The organism is Rhizobium sp. YIM 134829, from assembly GCF_046546455.1.
The window spans coordinates 832,275-848,475 of the sequence record NZ_JBKHKI010000001.1; the positions used below are offsets into that span (position 1 = coordinate 832,275).

The 16,201-nt window shown below is 65.4% G+C and carries 19 protein-coding genes and 1 tRNA gene; 11 read left to right on the top strand and 9 right to left on the bottom strand.

The window, feature by feature from the left end; all coding sequences use genetic code 11:
• Positions 1-165: 165 nt before the first annotated feature.
• The 8 genes from ACLE20_RS04065 to ACLE20_RS04100 form a co-directional block, all read right to left on the bottom strand.
• Positions 166-1,527 (bottom strand): O-acetylhomoserine aminocarboxypropyltransferase/cysteine synthase family protein, encoded by a 1,362-nt coding sequence (locus ACLE20_RS04065; RefSeq protein ID WP_410938943.1) that lies wholly within the window; start codon positions 1,525-1,527, stop codon positions 166-168.
• Between the two features lie 101 nt (positions 1,528-1,628).
• A complete protein-coding gene (locus ACLE20_RS04070; RefSeq protein ID WP_410938944.1) occupies positions 1,629-1,928 on the bottom strand; it encodes a hypothetical protein in 300 nt (99 codons plus the stop codon).
• Positions 1,918-2,706, bottom strand: coding sequence for an ABC transporter ATP-binding protein (locus ACLE20_RS04075; protein ID WP_410938945.1), 789 nt, complete (start codon positions 2,704-2,706; stop codon positions 1,918-1,920). The genes ACLE20_RS04070 and ACLE20_RS04075 overlap by 11 nt, the downstream gene beginning before the upstream one ends.
• The gene (locus ACLE20_RS04080; RefSeq protein WP_410939141.1) at positions 2,706-3,707 is read right to left on the bottom strand and encodes an ABC transporter permease; all 1,002 of its coding nucleotides are present in this window, start codon (positions 3,705-3,707) and stop codon (positions 2,706-2,708) included. The genes ACLE20_RS04075 and ACLE20_RS04080 overlap by 1 nt, the downstream gene beginning before the upstream one ends.
• A 5-nt stretch (positions 3,708-3,712) precedes the next feature.
• The gene (locus ACLE20_RS04085) at positions 3,713-4,747 is read right to left on the bottom strand and encodes an ABC transporter substrate-binding protein (RefSeq protein ID WP_410938946.1); all 1,035 of its coding nucleotides are present in this window, start codon (positions 4,745-4,747) and stop codon (positions 3,713-3,715) included.
• Positions 4,748-4,895: 148 nt separating this feature from the next.
• Entirely contained in the window at positions 4,896-5,294 is a 399-nt protein-coding gene (locus tag ACLE20_RS04090; protein WP_410938947.1) for a RidA family protein, read from the bottom strand.
• Between the two features lie 173 nt (positions 5,295-5,467).
• Positions 5,468-5,677, bottom strand: a complete 210-nt coding sequence (locus ACLE20_RS04095; protein WP_410938948.1) for a dodecin — start codon at positions 5,675-5,677, stop codon at positions 5,468-5,470.
• Between the two features lie 243 nt (positions 5,678-5,920).
• A tRNA-Thr gene (locus ACLE20_RS04100) sits at positions 5,921-5,995 on the bottom strand.
• A gap of 154 nt (positions 5,996-6,149) precedes the next feature.
• Here ACLE20_RS04100 and ACLE20_RS04105 point away from each other — a divergent pair.
• From ACLE20_RS04105 to ACLE20_RS04130, 6 genes are all read left to right on the top strand, one after another.
• Positions 6,150-6,503, top strand: a complete 354-nt coding sequence (locus tag ACLE20_RS04105; RefSeq protein ID WP_410939150.1) for a hypothetical protein — start codon at positions 6,150-6,152, stop codon at positions 6,501-6,503.
• Positions 6,504-6,835: 332 nt separating this feature from the next.
• Positions 6,836-8,128 carry a UDP-N-acetylglucosamine 1-carboxyvinyltransferase gene (gene murA, locus ACLE20_RS04110; protein ID WP_410938949.1) on the top strand — a complete coding sequence of 431 codons (1,293 nt, stop codon included), beginning with the start codon at positions 6,836-6,838 and terminating at the stop codon, positions 8,126-8,128.
• 85 nt (positions 8,129-8,213) lie between these two features.
• Positions 8,214-8,666: a DUF2948 family protein gene (locus ACLE20_RS04115; RefSeq protein ID WP_410938950.1), complete on the top strand. Its 453-nt coding sequence runs from the start codon at positions 8,214-8,216 to the stop codon at positions 8,664-8,666.
• A gap of 72 nt (positions 8,667-8,738) precedes the next feature.
• A complete protein-coding gene (gene hisD, locus ACLE20_RS04120) occupies positions 8,739-10,040 on the top strand; it encodes a histidinol dehydrogenase (RefSeq protein ID WP_410939142.1) in 1,302 nt (433 codons plus the stop codon).
• Positions 10,040-10,522 carry a UPF0262 family protein gene (locus tag ACLE20_RS04125; protein ID WP_410938951.1) on the top strand — a complete coding sequence of 161 codons (483 nt, stop codon included), beginning with the start codon at positions 10,040-10,042 and terminating at the stop codon, positions 10,520-10,522. The genes hisD and ACLE20_RS04125 overlap by 1 nt, the downstream gene beginning before the upstream one ends.
• Positions 10,523-10,594: 72 nt before the next feature.
• The gene (locus ACLE20_RS04130; protein WP_410939143.1) at positions 10,595-11,002 is read left to right on the top strand and encodes a low molecular weight phosphatase family protein; all 408 of its coding nucleotides are present in this window, start codon (positions 10,595-10,597) and stop codon (positions 11,000-11,002) included.
• 4 nt (positions 11,003-11,006) lie between these two features.
• On the opposite strand, the gene ACLE20_RS04135 is transcribed toward ACLE20_RS04130, so the two are convergent.
• A complete protein-coding gene (locus ACLE20_RS04135) occupies positions 11,007-11,981 on the bottom strand; it encodes a lysylphosphatidylglycerol synthase transmembrane domain-containing protein (RefSeq protein ID WP_410938952.1) in 975 nt (324 codons plus the stop codon).
• Between the two features lie 164 nt (positions 11,982-12,145).
• Between ACLE20_RS04135 and ACLE20_RS04140 the strand changes: the two genes are divergently transcribed.
• From ACLE20_RS04140 to yacG, 5 genes are all read left to right on the top strand, one after another.
• The gene (locus ACLE20_RS04140; RefSeq protein WP_410938953.1) at positions 12,146-13,144 is read left to right on the top strand and encodes a glycosyltransferase family 2 protein; all 999 of its coding nucleotides are present in this window, start codon (positions 12,146-12,148) and stop codon (positions 13,142-13,144) included.
• Positions 13,141-14,649, top strand: a complete 1,509-nt coding sequence (locus ACLE20_RS04145) for an ArnT family glycosyltransferase (RefSeq protein ID WP_410938954.1) — start codon at positions 13,141-13,143, stop codon at positions 14,647-14,649. The genes ACLE20_RS04140 and ACLE20_RS04145 overlap by 4 nt, the downstream gene beginning before the upstream one ends.
• Positions 14,650-14,896: 247 nt before the next feature.
• Entirely contained in the window at positions 14,897-15,115 is a 219-nt protein-coding gene (gene infA / locus ACLE20_RS04150) for a translation initiation factor IF-1 (protein ID WP_004435948.1), read from the top strand.
• 19 nt (positions 15,116-15,134) lie between these two features.
• Positions 15,135-15,755, top strand: a complete 621-nt coding sequence (locus ACLE20_RS04155; RefSeq protein WP_410938955.1) for a Maf-like protein — start codon at positions 15,135-15,137, stop codon at positions 15,753-15,755.
• A gap of 158 nt (positions 15,756-15,913) precedes the next feature.
• The gene (gene yacG, locus ACLE20_RS04160) at positions 15,914-16,156 is read left to right on the top strand and encodes a DNA gyrase inhibitor YacG (RefSeq protein ID WP_410938956.1); all 243 of its coding nucleotides are present in this window, start codon (positions 15,914-15,916) and stop codon (positions 16,154-16,156) included.
• Positions 16,157-16,201 lie beyond the last annotated feature (45 nt).

A 16,201-nucleotide genomic window follows, 5' to 3' on the forward strand; every position in this document is an offset into this window, starting at 1 on the left:
CCCCTAGGGCGGTACGTCCAGGCTGGGCAGCACGGACAATTCAGCCGATGCCGCGCGATTCGTGTGCTGCGGCGAGGCCAAGAACAAACCCCCGACGATCCGCAGATCGCCGGGGGACGTGGAAAGACCGAAATCACAGTGCGGCACGAGGGCCGTATGCGCGGCTCAAGACAGGCCGATGGCGCGGTCGAGATCGGCGATCAGGTCGTCGGGATGTTCCAGGCCGATCGACAGCCGGACATAGCCGGGCGTGACGCCGGTCGACAGCTGATCCTCGATGGAGAGCTGCGAATGGGTGGTTGTCGACGGATGGATGGCCAGCGAGCGGGCATCGCCGATATTGGCGAGATGGTAGAAGAGCTGCAGATTGTCGATGAAGCGCCGCCCAGCCTCGCGGCCGCCCTTCAGCTCGAAGCCGACCAGCGCGCCATAGGTGCCCGGCTTGAAGGTGCGCTCGGCACGCGCCTTGGCCTCGCCCTCCTGGAATTTCGGGAAGATGACCCGCTCGACCTTGGGGTGCCCTTTCAAGAACTCGGCGACCTTTTCCGCATTCTCATTGTGCTGACGCAGGCGCAGCGGCAGGGTTTCCAAGCCCTGGATGAACTGGAAGGCGTTTTGCGGACTGATCGCCGCGCCGAGATCGCGCAGCAGCACGGCGCGCGCCCGCAAAATGTAGGGATGGAAGCCGATCGCATCGGCCTTTTCGATCCAGGTCTTGCCCTGGTAGCTCGGATCCGGCTCGTGCAGGTTCGGATGGCGCTCCCTGTGCTCGGTCCAGGGGAAGGTGCCGCTGTCGACGATGGCGCCACCGATCGAGGTGCCATGGCCACCGATATATTTGGTGGTGGAATAGACGACGATCGCCGCACCATGTTCCAGCGGCCGGATGATCAGCGGCGCCGCCGTATTGTCGACGATCAGCGGCACGCCATGGCGCCGGCCGATCGCTGCCACCTCGGCGATGGGGAAGACCTCGAGCTTCGGATTGGGCAGGGACTCGGCATAATAGGCGCGCGTCCGCTCATCCGTCGCCCGCGCGAAGGCCTCGGGATCCTCGGCATCGACGAAGCGGGTCTCGATGCCGAAGGTCTTGAGCGTGGCCGCAAACAGCGCCCAGGTGCCGCCATAGAGCCCGGCTGAACTGACGATATTGTCGCCGCTACGCGCCAGGTTGAGGATGGCGAAGGCCGAGGCGGCCTGGCCGGAGGCGAGCGCCAAGGCGGCGGCACCACCCTCGAGCTCGGCCAGCCGCTGTTCGAAGGCGTCCTGCGTCGGGTTGGAGACGCGGGTGTAGAGGTGACCGGCCGCTTCCAGCGCGAAGAGCTTGTCGGCGCCCTCGGTGCCCGGCAGCTGATAGGAGGAGGTCTGGTAGATCGGCACAGCGACGGCACCGCTGGTCGGGTCGAACCGGAAGCTGCCGCCATGCAGCGCAATGGTTTCCGCATGCCGGCTCTTGAAGGCCGGCGCCCCATGCGGCGGGGGTGCGACCTCCGGCTCGACGGTCTCGGGCGATTGATGAATGGTCATGCAACGATCTCCTTGGGTTTGGGGTAATTTGAGGCCCTTGGCCGGCTCAGCTTCCGGGTACAGCGGGGCCTTCCAATTTGGCGGGACCTGAACGCTGGGGCTCAGGTCCTGGCGGGGCGGACGGAGAGTAGCGCGCCGACAACGAGGACGGCCGCCCCTGCCCAGAAGGCCTCCGGCGCATACCAGCGAATGCCGTAAAGGTGCTTGTCCGTGCAAAGCGCCTGAGCAAGCGCGCAGAGATCGGTTGCGCCCGCAATGCAGGTGGCGGCCTGGCTGACGCTCAGATAGTCGTTCTCGACCACCCTGCTGAAGATCAGCCACCACCAGCCGAGCGCGGCAAGCGCCAGCAAGGCGCCTGCGAGCGCGACGAGATGTTCAAGACGCAGGCGGCTAGACGTCATGGGCGATCCCCAGACGCTCCAGGAGCGCGGCCCGTAGGGCGATCAGTTCCGGATCGTCGCGCCGGCGCGGATGCGGGCGCGTGACGCGGATCTCGGCGAGGATCGACGCAGGACGATCGGAGAGCACGATGACCCTGTCGGACAGAAGCAGCGCTTCCTCGACATCATGGGTGACGAGCAGGGCGGTAAAGCCCGCGCTCCGCCAAAGCTCCAGCAGCTCGTTCTGCATCTTGAGCCGGGTCAGCGAATCGAGCTTGCCGAAGGGCTCGTCGAGCAGCAGCAGTTTGGGATCGTTGACGAGAGCGCGGGCAAGCGCCGCGCGCTGCGCCATGCCGCCGGAAAGCTGGTGTGGATAGTAGTCGGCGAACCCTTCCAGCTTCACGCGCTTCAGGACTGCGTCGATCCGGTCACGCGTATCGGCAAGGACGCCGCGGGCCTCGAGCCCGATCGCGACATTGCCGGCGACCGTGCGCCAGGGAAAGAGTGTCGCCTCCTGGAAGACGAGGATGCGATCGGGGCTCGGCTTACGGATCGGCCGGCCGTCTTCGCGCACCGCACCTTGGCTCGCCTGCTCAAGACCGGCTGCAAGCCGGAGAAGCGTCGATTTTCCGCAGCCCGAAGGGCCGAGCAGGGCGACGAACTCGCCCGGCGCGATGTGGAGGCTGACGCCGTCGAGCACGGCCAGCGGCGCTTGCCCCTCCCGCTCATAGCGATGAGACACGGCCTCGACGTCGAGCGCGAGATTGTGGGCCGGCGCATCCGTTTCGGCAAGGGCCATCACAGGATCCCCTTCTGCCAGCCGAGCAGGCGGTCGCGGGCGACGAAGAGCAGCCGCACGAGACCGGCGCAGATCAGCGCCATGATGATGAGAGCGGCATAGACATTGGCATAGGCCGAATAGGCCGTGTTGAACTGCAGATACCAGCCAAGGCCGAATTTCGCGCCGAGCATCTCGGCCACCACCAGCACGGCGAAGGAATAATAGAGGCCCATGAAGACGCCGACGAAGACATTGGGCAGCGAGGCGGGAATGGCGACCTTGAGGATCAGGAAGCGGCTGTCTGCGCCAAGCGTGCGGGCCACATCATAGAAGGCGCGGTTGACCTGGCCGACGCCAGCCGCCGTCAGGATGGCGACCGGGATGCCCGAGGCCAAGGCCACCAGGAAGATCGAGGCGTGGAAGGTGGAGGGAAAGATGAAGAAGGTGCAGGGGATCCAGGCGCTGGCCGGCACCGGCCCGATCAGCTTCAACAGCGGCATGCCCCAATAGGCGAAGCGTTTCGACCAGCCGAGCGCGACGCCGCCAACAAAGCCCAGCGCGATGCCGGAGAAGAAGCCGAGGCCCCAGAGCCGGCCCGTATAGCCGATGCAGACGAGCAGCCGCTGCCAATCGGTAAGATAGACGTTGAGCAGCCCTTGCGGCGGGGAGAAGAACGGCTTGGGCAGCCAGCCGAGCTTGGCGGTCAGCACCTCCCAGGCCCCCAGCCAGAGGCCGAGCACGATGAACCAGGGCCCATAGTGGACCAGCGTCCGGCCGAAGCGGCCGAGATGGTTCACCACGAAAGAGAGGGCGAGGAAAATGCCGGCACCCACCAGCGTCAGCAGCGCAAAGGGGCCGGTCGCGCCCCAGACAATGACATCCGGCAGCAGGAAGGTGAGCGCGGCCGTGGCCGCCCAGGTTCCGGCGGCCAGCAGCCCATGGACCCAAAGGCCGGAGAATGCCGGCCCGAGGGCCGAAGGACGTGCCGGACCCAGGCTGTGTTCGACCGCGGCGCTCATCGCGGTCACGCGAAGATATCGATGGTGACGCGCTTGGCGATCTCTTCCGGATCGGTCGAGGCGTCAATGACCCCGGTCAGCTTCAGATCCTCATAGCCGATCCGCACCTCGTTCAGCAGGTCCTTGCCGAACCAGTGCTCATGATAGACGAGCGAGGCGAGCACCTCCGTCAGATCCTCAAGCGACAGGCCGGGCTTCAGCGTGTCGAAATACCATTTGGCCACCTCGTCGGGATGCTGGGCCGTATAGTGATGGATCTCGAGATTGGCCGCCGCCACGCGCTTGATCGCGTCCTTGTTGGCCTCGTAGTAATCGCCGTTGACGCCGAGGACGCAGCAGACGCGATCCTTGAAGCTTCCGGTCTGCGTATCGGCAATGCGGGTAAAGCCGTGCTTCTTCTCGTAGGAATAGGCCCATGGATCCATATGCGCAACGGCATCCGCCTCGCCCTTCAGCACACCCTCTGCAACGAGATCGAAGGGGAAGACCTTCCAGGTGACATCCGTTTCCGGATTGAGGCCAGCCTTGGCGAGCGCGACGGAGAAGGCGACACGCGAGGGCGACATGACGTCGAAGGTGCCTATCGTCTTGCCCTTCAAATCAGTCAGCGTCTTGATGCCGGAATCCGGCTTGACGAGGATCCGCTGGCAGCCGCCATGGGATCCGACGAAGAGGCGCACATCGAAGCCCTGCTCGATCGGCTTCAGCCAGTCATAGAGAAGCCCCGGACCCGCCTCCGCCTTGCGGGTGGCCAGCGACTGGATCAGCGTCTGGCCGCTGGCGCCCTGGTAGAACAGTTCGACATCGAGTCCATGCTTGGCATAGATGCCCTTCGACAGGCCGAAGCCGACCGGCGAATGGCAGGCAGCCACTTCGGTCCATTCGAGCTTGATCGGCGTGAGATTGCCGGCGATGGCGTAGCGCGTCGAACGCGCGCCCACCACCCCAACGGCGGCAGCCGCGGCCGTGATGCCGGCCGCCTTCACGAGAGCGCGGCGCGAGAGGCCGAGCGTGGTGTTCGAATGCGATGTCTGGCTCATCCGGATGCCCCCAAACCGATTGCGAGAGCATCACAATAGTCTCATGAAAATTCGTTTATAGATTTTATAGACTATTTGGCCAAAACCCGGCGGAAAATTTTTGCCTGACTGGTCGCGCCCTCTATCATCGCTTTGCGGCAAGCGGCGCCTAGGGTTTGGCGACCACGAGGTCGATCTCGACCAGCGCATTCCGACCGAGACGAACCACGCCGATGGTGGTCCGGGCAGGCATGCGCGCCTCATCGGCGAAATAGCGTTGATAGATGCGATTGAGGCCGTCATAATCACGCTCGAAGGCAGAGAGGTAGATCCTGACGAAAACGGTGTCGCTCAAGCGATAGCCGGCTGCTTCGACGATCGCGCCAAGATTTCGGAACACGAGTTCAGCCTGCGCGTCTATATCCGGAGGGAGTGCGGCGTCCGGCTCCGCCGGATCGATCGGCAGCTGGCCAGTGACATGAAGGAAGCCCAGCGCTTCCACGGCATGGGCATAGTGCACACCCTTCGGCGGCGGTGCGGCTTTGCCCGTCTTGATATAGCGCAGCATCAGCCGACCTCGATCCGAGAAGAAGGGCCGCGGCGCCGCCGAGACGCCGGGACCGTCGTTCGCTCTCGCCCCCACGCCGCGTTGGCATGCCCAATCAGAAAACCGGGCCGCCGTTGCTGGCGGGTTTGAAAGCCGAGCATCCGCGGGGCGAGAGGGAACGCCCAGCGCACCTCTCACTCCTCGACGCGGAAGCCGAGCTTGAGGGTTACCTGGTAATGGCCGACCTTGGCATCGACGACATGGCCGCGGATCTCGCTGACCTCAAACCACTCGATATTCTTCACCGTCTCCGCCGACCGGCTGATTGCCCGCTGAATGGCGTCTTCGACCGAAACCTCGGAGCTTCCGACGACTTCAAGCTTCTTATAGACATGCTGTGACATGCAGACCCTTTCCTCTAGACCCTCGCAACGCTATCGGCCACTCAACGCGCGAGTAAGAGAAAATATTGCGCATAGTTCGCCTGACGGACAAATTTCGATCCGTTGTCGGAGGGCTACTGAATGAGGAAGCGGGACTGGCGATCCGCCGCTTTTAAGCGATTGCTTCGAGGACAGGAAGTCGGATCGCCAAGCCGAGCCGGCGTTCGACCCACACGCTCTTATCGTCTTCGTCGTCTGGAAAAATGGTGCTGCTAGAGAGATTTGAACTCTCGGCCTCTCCCTTACCAAGGGAGTGCTCTACCCCTGAGCTATAGCAGCGTCTTGACGAAGGCCATGCCTCGTCGGAGCGAGGGCCTATTGCCATAGGTTGATGGGGAGTGCAAGCGGAGGAGCGAAGAAATCGACGCTTCGCCGCGCGCTGCGGCTTAAAGGCGGCCAGCGGCGCCGAAGGGCTGTGGAAAGGAGAGCGAGCTTGGACGAGACGCGAGATGACGGACCGGAGAGGATCGAAGGGGCGGAGCGCGCGGCGGGCGGGCGAAAGAGCGAGGCGGAGCGCCAGGCCGAGGCCCGCCGTGCCCGCGCGGCGCAGGCGCTGCGCGACAATCTGGCGAAGCGCAAGCAGCAGGGCCGGGCGCGCCGCGCCGGAGCGGCGGATGAGGGGGTCGGCCTGCCCGCCGCACCGCCGCAGCCCGCGCCACAGTCCCATGCCTCTTCGTCTGCCGAAACCGATCCCGCCGCGGCCTCCTCTTTCGGCGCTGACCCCGCTGCCAAGCCCGACCCTCAGCGCAACGCGGCCGCCACAGAAAAAGACAAATCCCGCGACTAACTCCCCTTCCGTTAAGGGGCAGCCAGCCTTCGGGGGAGCTTTCTTGCGGGACGGGGCGGGCCGGTTCGCCTGTCATTGCCGGGGTGGGCAAATGGCGAGCAGCGGGGGAGACTCTCTTTACGCCTGTCCGTTATTGGTAAGCCACCGCCTGCATAGCGGCCGGGCCTTCTCTTTCCCCCCGCCTTCCTTTATGGAGGCGGACTTTCCGGGCCTTGCCGGCGCGCGGCCGAGACCTCTGCTCTTTTCCTCCCAAGAGCGGCCTCGATCAAACGGCGGGTGCGTTGCCCATTTGAACATGAGACGGGTGTTTGACCCGCAGCCAAGGATTGATCATGGATCGCATCAGGATTAGGGGCGGCAACGAGCTTCACGGGATCATCCCGATCTCCGGCGCCAAGAATGCGGCCCTGCCGCTGATGATCGCCTCGCTCTTGACCGACGACACGCTGACGCTCGAAAACGTGCCGCATCTGGCCGATGTCGAGCAGCTGATCCGCATCCTCGGCAATCACGGCGCCGACATCTCCGTCAATGGCCGGCGCGAGCGCCAGGGCGAGAGCTACGCCCGCACGATCCATTTCACCTCGCGCAACATCGTGGATACGACGGCGCCTTATGAACTGGTCTCCAAGATGCGGGCGAGCTTCTGGGTTATCGGCCCGCTTCTGGCGCGCGAAGGCAAGGCGCGCGTCTCGCTGCCCGGTGGCTGCGCGATCGGCACGCGCCCGGTCGACCTCTTCATCGAGGGCCTCACCGCGCTCGGCGCCAATATCGAGATCGATGGCGGCTATATCAATGCGACCGCGCCGGAAGGCGGGCTGATCGGCGCGCGTTATGTGTTCCCGAAGGTCTCGGTCGGCGCCACGCATGTGCTGATGATGGCCGCGACGCGGGCGCGCGGCACCACGGTGATCGGCAATGCCGCGCGCGAGCCGGAAGTGGTGGATCTCGCCAATTGCTTGAACGCCATGGGCGCGAAGATCACCGGTGCCGGCACCTCGACCATCACCATTGAAGGCGTGACGACGCTGTCCGGCGCGCGCCACCGGGTGCTGCCGGACCGGATCGAGACTGGCACCTATGCCATGGCTGTCGCCATGGCCGGCGGCGATGTCGTGCTGGAAGGCACGGATGCTTCCCTGCTGGAGACCGCGCTCGAGGCGATCCGCCGTGCCGGCGCCGAGATCACGCCCACCAACAATGGCATCCGCGTGCGTCGCAATGGCGGCGGCATCAAGCCGGTCGATGTTGTCACCGATCCCTTCCCCGGCTTCCCGACCGATCTGCAGGCCCAGTTCATGGGCCTGATGACGCGCTCAAGCGGCATCTCGCACATCACCGAGACGATCTTCGAGAACCGCTTCATGCATGTGCAGGAGCTGGCTCGCCTCGGCGCCCGCATCTCGCTCTCCGGCCAGACGGCCAAGATCGAAGGTGTCGGACGGCTCAAGGGTGCACCGGTCATGGCGACCGACCTGCGCGCCTCGGTCTCGCTGGTCATTGCCGGCCTGGTGGCCGAAGGCGACACCATGGTGTCGCGGGTCTATCATCTCGACCGCGGCTTCGAGCGGTTGGAGGAGAAGCTCACCCGTTGCGGCGCCGAGGTCGAGCGGGTCAGCGACTGAGCCGGTTGCCTCTCGGCGGCGGCCGTCCTATCTCATCGGCCAGGCGGCCGCGGTGCCGGCCGGACGGTGAACGGGGATGATGCGGATGGATGAGTTGAAGCTGATCGCGCTGGACGAGGAGGATCTGAAGATCATCTCCGCCCATGTGCAAGACGCCGTCTTCAAGCCCGTCGGTATCGAGTATCTGCCCCGGCTTGCCACCTTCGCGCTGGTCCTGAACCGCTTCGTCTGGGAAAAGGCGGGCGAAACCAAGAAGACCGGCAGGGCGAAGGGGTACGAGCGGCGGCGCACCGTCCTCTCCTTCCGCCGTGTCCTGTCGGTGCGCTCCATCGGCTTTGCCCGTGGCGACGAGGAGACCGTGCTCTCGCTGCTGGCGCTGCGCTTCACGCCGACCGGCGAAGGGCCGGAGGGGACGATCGAGCTGACGCTCGCCGGCGACGCCACGATCGCGCTTCAGGTCGAATGCATCGAGGTTCAGCTTGCAGATACGGGCGGAGCGTGGGAAACCGCTTTCAGGCCGCGCCATCCGCAGGACTGAGCGGCCGCCCCGGCGCAGCCTGACGCCGGACCGCCTCATTCGATGTCGCATCCGCTCAAGGATTATGCCGCCGTGGCCATTCGCCTCGATCACCGCTCCCCGGATTTCGAACAGCAGTTCTCTGCCTTCCTCACAACAAAGCGGGAGGTCTCGGAGGATGTAGGCCAGACCGTGCGCCACATCATCGCCGATGTGCGCGCCCGCGGCGATGCGGCGCTCTCCGACTATACGCTGCGCTTCGACAAGCTCGATTTCGCGACCACGCCCATGGCGGTCAGCCCGGACGAGGTGGATGCCGCCATCGAGGCGGTGCCGTCCGAGGTGCTGGGCGCGCTCAAGGTGGCCGCGGTGCGCATCGAGGCGCATCACACCCGCCAGAAGCCGCAGGACGATCTCTACACCGATAGCATGGGCGTCGGCCTCGGCTCGCGCTGGACGCCGATCGATGCGGTCGGCCTCTACGTGCCGGGCGGCACGGCGAGCTATCCGAGTTCGGTTCTGATGAACGCGCTGCCGGCCAAGGTCGCCGGCGTGCCGCGCGTCGTCATGGTCGTCCCCGCCATGGGCGGCACGCTCAATCCCGCCGTTCTCGCCGCCGCGCGCATGGCCGGCGTCGATGAGATCTACCGCATCGGCGGGGCGCAGGCGATCGCCGCGCTCGCCTATGGCACCGAGACGATCGCGCCGGTGGCGAAGATCATGGGGCCCGGCAATGCCTATGTCGCCGCCGCCAAGCGCGAGGTCTTCGGCACGGTCGGCATCGACATGATCGCCGGCCCCTCGGAGGTCCTGGTGATCGCCGATGGCGACAATGACGCCAATTGGATCGCCGCCGACCTGCTGGCCCAGGCCGAGCACGATCCGGGCGCCCAATCGATCCTGGTGACCGACGATGCCGATCTTGCCCTCTCCGTCGAAGAGGCGGTCGAGCGGCAGCTCGGCTTCCTGCCGCGCAGTGAAACGGCACGCGCCTCCTGGCGGGATTTCGGCGCGATCATCCTTGTCGGCTCGCTTGCCGAGGCACCCGCGCTTGCCAACCGCATCGCCGCCGAGCATCTGGAGCTGGCGGTCGCCGATCCGGACGCCATGATCCCGCTGATCCGCAATGCCGGTGCCATCTTCGTCGGCCGCCACACGCCGGAGGTGATCGGCGATTATGTCGGAGGCTCCAACCATGTGCTGCCGACGGCGCGCTCGGCCCGCTTCTCCTCCGGCCTCGGCGTGCTCGACTATATGAAGCGCACCTCGATCCTGAGGCTCGACGCCGACACGCTGCGCGATCTCGGCCCCGCGGCCATTGCCATCGCCCGGGCCGAAGGTCTGGAAGCCCATGCCCGCTCCGTCTCCATTCGGCTGAATCTCGGAGAGGCCTGATGACGCCGCCGGTCTCGACGCGGTACCGGCTTTGCGACGTCGTTCTCGACGAGACGATCGGCCGCTCGACACCGGATGTCGAGCACGAGCGGGCGGTGGCGATCTTCGACCTGATCGAGGAAAACGCCTTCGAGCCGGTCGGCCATGACGGCGGGCCCTACCGGCTGAGATTGTCGCTCGTGGACCAGAAGCTGGTTCTGGCGATCTCGACCGAAGAGGGGGTTGAGGTCATGACCCACATCCTCTCGCTTACCCCCTTCCGCCGGATCGTGCGTGACTACTTCATGATCTGCGAGAGCTATTACGAGGCGATCCGCAGCGCCACGCCGAGCCAGATCGAGGCGATCGACATGGGCCGGCGCGGCATCCACAATGAGGGTTCGCAGACGCTGCAGGACCGGCTGAAGGGCAAGATCACGCTTGATTTCGATACCGCACGCCGGCTCTTCACGCTGGTCTGCGTGCTTTACTGGCGGGGATAGGGCGTGGCCGGGCTCGATCCGCCGGGCGATGGCGCGCCGCCGCGCGAGGGGCCGCCGCGCTCGCTGCTCTTCATGTGCGGCATGAACTCCATTCGATCCCCGATCGCCGAAGTGCTGGCCAAGACCCTGATGCCGCCCGGCACCTACATTGCGTCAGCCGGCGTGCGGACCGGCGAACGCGACCCCTTCGTAGACGTGGTTCTGGACGAGCTGGGGCTGACCGCCGGCCGCCATGAACCGCACACCCTGGAGGCGCTGGAGGACGATTATTTCGACATGATCGTCACGCTGGCGCCGGAGGCGCATCACGCGGCGCTCGAGCTCACCCGCTCCATGGCGATCGACGTCGTCTACTGGCCGACCCCCGATCCCACCGTGGCGACCGGCACCCGCGCACAGATCGTCTCCGCCTATCGGGAGGTGCGCGACCATCTCGAACGCCTGATCCGGCAGCGGCTTCTCGGCCAGCCGAAGGCCTGACGCCTCAGCGACGCCGCCAGGCGGCGAGCACAAGGCTTATCGCCGTGCTTACAAGTGCGGAAACGAAGATCAGCATATGGGCATTGACCGCCGCGCGGCCGAGGAGCGACAGGCTGCCGGCCGACGGGTCCTGTCCGAAGGCGATCGCGCCGGCCGAGATGCCGGCCGGATAGGTGCCGACGCCGCCCGGCGCATGGACCGGTAGCACGGAGGAGAGCTCGCCGCCGACCGCGCCGCCGATGGCTGGCGCCCAGCTCGACAGCCCGAGCAGCATCAGGATCCATCCGAGCGCCACGAGCTTCGCGCCCCAATTGACCAGCGTGAAGGCGATGGTGCGCAGGAAGGCGCCGGTCGTCTCCGGGAGACCGGCATAGGCTTCCTCGGCGAGGCGGCGGAGCTTCGCTTGCCGGATACGCGCCGTCAGCGGTCCGAGGCGGCGCATCACGAGCGGCGCCATGGCCGGCAGAAGGCAGAAGGCCAGCCAGAGGAGGAACAGGAGATCCCGCCTGAACACCGCTTGCCCTGCATCGAGCAGCAGCGCGAGGCCCGCGACGCTGAGCAGGGCATGCAGATCCAGCGCTCGCATCCACAGGAGCGCCGCACTGGAACGGGCGATCGGGACGGCGAATTGCGTGCGCATCAGCACCGGAAAACTCGCCTCGCCGCTGCGGAAGGGAAAGAGGATGTTGACGAGATTGTGCAGCTGCACGACGCGGAACAGGCCTGCGAACTGGCCGCGCGTCTCAGGGAAATAATCGTAGATCCGATAGGTGCGCAGGATCTGCGTGCCGAGCAGGATGGCGAGCGCGGAGGCGACGCGCAAGCCGCCGATCGCCTGCCACTGCTGAAGCAAGGTGGACCAGCCCCAGACGCGCTCCACGAGAAAGGCATAGGCGGCGACGACCAGCAATGAGGCGAGCGCCACCCAGTGGCGCGCGAGAAAGCGGATGCCCGGATGGCGGGCGCGCTCAGCCTCCATGGCCACCCCCGAGCCGGGGCGCGGAACCGTGCGGCGGGGTCCGCGAACAGATCCGCCGACGACCCTCTCCTGCGTTTAAGATCATCATTAGGGTAATCAATTCCTTGCCCATGTTCGGCTGAAACAGTAAGCGAATGTGACCTTGCAACGAGAGTGCTCTCCAGATGGCTCTGACCGCCGCCGCCGTGGAAGGCGCTTCTTCCCCTGATCTCTCCATCGTCGTGCCACTCTTCAACGAGGAGGAGAGCATCGCCGCTTTGATCGCCCGGGTCGTCGCTGCGATGGCACATTATCCGGGGACGTGGAATCTTTTTCTCGTCGATGACGGTAGCACCGATGCGACGCTGCTGAAGGCCCGCGAGGCCGCACGGTTGCACACCGCCGAGATCCGCCTTGTGGAAATGCAACGCAACTTTGGCCAGACGGCTGCCATGCAGGCCGGCATCGACCTCGCCGATGGTCATTTGATCGCCACCATGGATGGCGACCTGCAGAACGACCCGGCGGATATCCCCCGCATGGTGGAGACGCTTGAGGCGCGGCAGCTCGATCTCCTCGTCGGCTGGCGCAAGAACCGCAAGGATGGCCTCTTCCTGCGCAAGGTGCCCTCCTGGTGCGCCAATTATCTGATCGGCAAGATTACCGGCGTGAAGCTCCATGATTATGGCTGCAGCCTCAAGATCTACCGCTCCGCTGTCATCAAGCAGGTGCAGTTGATCGGCGAGATGCACCGTTTTATCCCGGCCTGGGTCGCGGTTGTCGTCCCGAGCTCGCGGATCGGCGAGGTGCCGGTGAACCACCAGGCGCGCCAGTTCGGCCAGTCGAAATATGGGATCTCGCGGGCGTTCCGCGTCATTCTCGATTTGCTCTCCGTGCTGTTCTTCATGCGCTACAAAGCGCGGCCCGGCCATTTCTTCGGCTCGCTCGGCCTTGGCTGCGGCGCGATCAGCGGGCTGATTCTTCTCTATCTCGCGGTGGACAAGTTCATCTTCGGCAGCGATATCGGCACGCGGCCGCTGCTCCTGATCGGCGTGATGCTCTTCCTCTCCTCGCTGCAACTGATCACCACCGGCATTCTGGCAGAGATGTTGGCGCGGACCTATTTCCAGTCCGACCAGTCGGCGAGCTATATCATCCGCGATGTGACACGGGTTTCCCCATGATCCGGGACGCGTTTCTCAAGAGGCCGGCGCTGTTTCCCCTGCTGATCTGCGGCTATTTCGCCCTGCAGGTCGTTCTCCGCCTTCTGCTGCCGCATGAGCTGGAGCTGGACGAGGCACAGCAGAGCCTGCTCAGCCAGTGGCTCGCCTGGGGTTATGATACGCAGCCGCCGCTCTACAACTGGATCTATTATGCGGTGGCCCAGCTGTTCGGCAATTCGCTGGCGAGCATGACGATCGTCAAGAACCTGCTGCTGGCCGGCACCTACCTGCTCTATTACGGCGCGGCGCGGGCCGTTCTCGCCGAGCGGGGCCTTGCCATGGTCGCAGCACTTGGCCTGCTCGCCATTCCGCATTTAAGCTTTGAATCGCAGCGCGACCTTACCCATTCCGTGGCGATGAATTTCGCCGCCGCGCTCTTCCTCTTCGCCCTGATGCGGACGCTGCGCGCCCCCAGTCTCTGGACCTATCTGCTGCTCGGTCTCGCCACAGGCATCGGGCTGATCGCGAAATATAATTTCGCGCTTCTCCTGGCGACCTCCGGCCTCGCCGCCCTTCTCGACGCCGAGACACGCAAACGCGTGTTCGACTGGCGCATCCTGCTTTCGGCCGTCGTGGCCCTCCTCATCCTTTCGCCGCACGCGTTCTGGCTCATCGACAATCTGACCCTTGGATCCGACGGCTCGCTCGACAAGCTGCGGGAGGGGGCCGGCCATGGGCGCCTCAGCCAGATCATCGGGGGCTTGCTGTCGATCCTCGAAGGCTTCGCCGGCTATGCTGCCCTCGTCACCGTTCTCTTCGTCGTGCTGTTCGGCAAGCGGCTCTGGGCGCGCGCGCCGAACCAGACGGCGGAGGCCCGGCTGATCGAGCGGATGCTGGCGATCTTCCTCGTGCTCCTGCTGGCGCTCGTGCTCCTGGCCGGCGCATCGGCCTTCAAGGAGCGCTGGCTGTCGCCCGTTCTGATCACCTTGCCGCTCTATGCCGCGCTCCGCCTGGAGGCCGCCGGCACATCCGGGCGGCTCGCCCTGTCGCGCTTCCTGCCGGCCGCGCTGATCATCATGGTCCTCATTCCCACCGTTCTGGCGCTGCGCGTCGTCGGTTCTGGCTGGACCGGCAACTACCAGAAGATCAATGTGGCCTATTCCGATTTCGCGCAGACTTTGCGCGCGGAAAGAGGCGCTCCGGCCGCCGTCATCGCCCAGGATCCGCATCTGGCTGGCAATCTGCGCCTGCACCTGCCGGAGAGTTTCATGGATGCGCGCTGGTATCCGACCTATGCCGGCGATGACAGCCTGCCCGCCGGGCCAATTCTGGTCGTCTGGCGAGCGAGCGGGCGCGACGGAGCGCCGATCGATCCCGCCATGCCGTCCTCACTCTCGACCATCGTGCAGGAAAAGCTTGGCCCCACAGCGCTTGCCGCTCCGCAGCAGGTCGTCGCCCTCCCCTTCCACTATAGCCACGGCAGCGAGACTTACCGCTTTGCCTATGCCTGGATCGATCGGAACTAGCGGCACCAGACAAGCAAGGCGCGCCCCTTCCCCTCAGCCTCCGGATGCATTATCTGAGGGCCAGATCCCTTCAGCGGCCTTGGCCGAAGCCCCTGTCTTCGTCCTCAGCCCGATTTTCTGAAAAGCCGGAAAAGCCGGAACCGTTGTTCACAAACGAACGGCGATTGTGTAGTTTCCGCAAAATTTTTTAAAGCGGGCGCTGTTTGCGGCACCTGCTCTTGCAACAGACCAGAAAGACAAGACCCTTATGGCGAAAGAAGAAGTCCTCGAATTTCCGGGCGTCGTGACCGAATTGCTGCCCAATGCGACGTTCCGCGTAAAGCTGGAGAACGAACACGAGATCATTGCCCACACGGCCGGCCGCATGCGCAAGAACCGCATCCGCGTTCTGGCGGGCGACAAGGTGCTTGTCGAGATGACGCCTTACGATCTGACCAAGGGCCGCATCACCTATCGCTTCAAGTAAGAGCGGACACGCGACCGCGATGGCTTCCGACCAGACGCTCATTCTCGCCTCCGGCTCGCCCCGCCGCGTCGAATTGCTGGCCCAGACGGGGCTCGAGCCGAAACGGCTGATGCCGATGGATCTGGACGAGACGCCGAAGCGCGCCGAACATCCGCGCTCGCTTGCCTGGCGGCTCTCCGCCGAAAAGGCGAAGGCGGCAGAGGAGGCGCTGCGCGACGACCCGGACCGTGCGGGCGCCTACATCCTCGCCGCCGATACGGTGGTCGCTGTCGGCCGGCGGATCCTGCCGAAGCCCGAGACCACCACCGAGGCCGCCGCGGCGCTGACGCTGCTCTCCGGCCGCAGCCATCGCGTCCATACCGGCGTTTGCCTGATCACCCCGGAGGGCACGCTGCGCCAACGGGTGGTGGAGACCAAGGTGCGCTTCAAGCGCCTCTCCGGCCACGACATCGAAACCTATATCGCCTCGGGCCAATGGCGCGGCAAGGCGGGCGGCTATGCGATCCAGGGCATTGCCGGCGCCTTCGTGGTGAAGCTGATCGGCTCCTACACCAATGTCGTCGGCCTGCCGCTCTACGAGACGCTGGCGCTGCTCTCCGGCGAAGGCTTTGACGTGCACGACGCCTGGCTGCAGGGCTGAGCCCGGTCCGGCCCAGCTGCCGATCGAGTGCGGCAGCCCCAACATCGAGAGCCTGATCGCGCCTTCGGCCGTCCGCTTTCGCCGTTTCACCGCAATTCCGAACGGAGTGCTGCTCCGCCGCGCGCCCGGGATTGCCCCAACGCCCGGAGGGCCAAACGATGACTGACGACAGTACCGACCGGAATGGCACCGTGGCGCGCGCCGCCTCCAACGTGGCCCCCCTACGCAAGACCGTCCCCTGCCCGGAATGCCGGCGCCCCTCGCACCGCGAACACTACCCCTTCTGCTCCGACCGCTGCCGCAATGTCGACCTCAACCGCTGGCTGACCGGCGCCTATGCGATCCCGGTCTCCGAAGCCGAAGAGTCGCCCGACGACGAAACGGCGCGGCATCAGGACTAAAGGCTCATCCCCTTGCCCCGCCTCGCGCGGCGAGGCCTCGGGCGA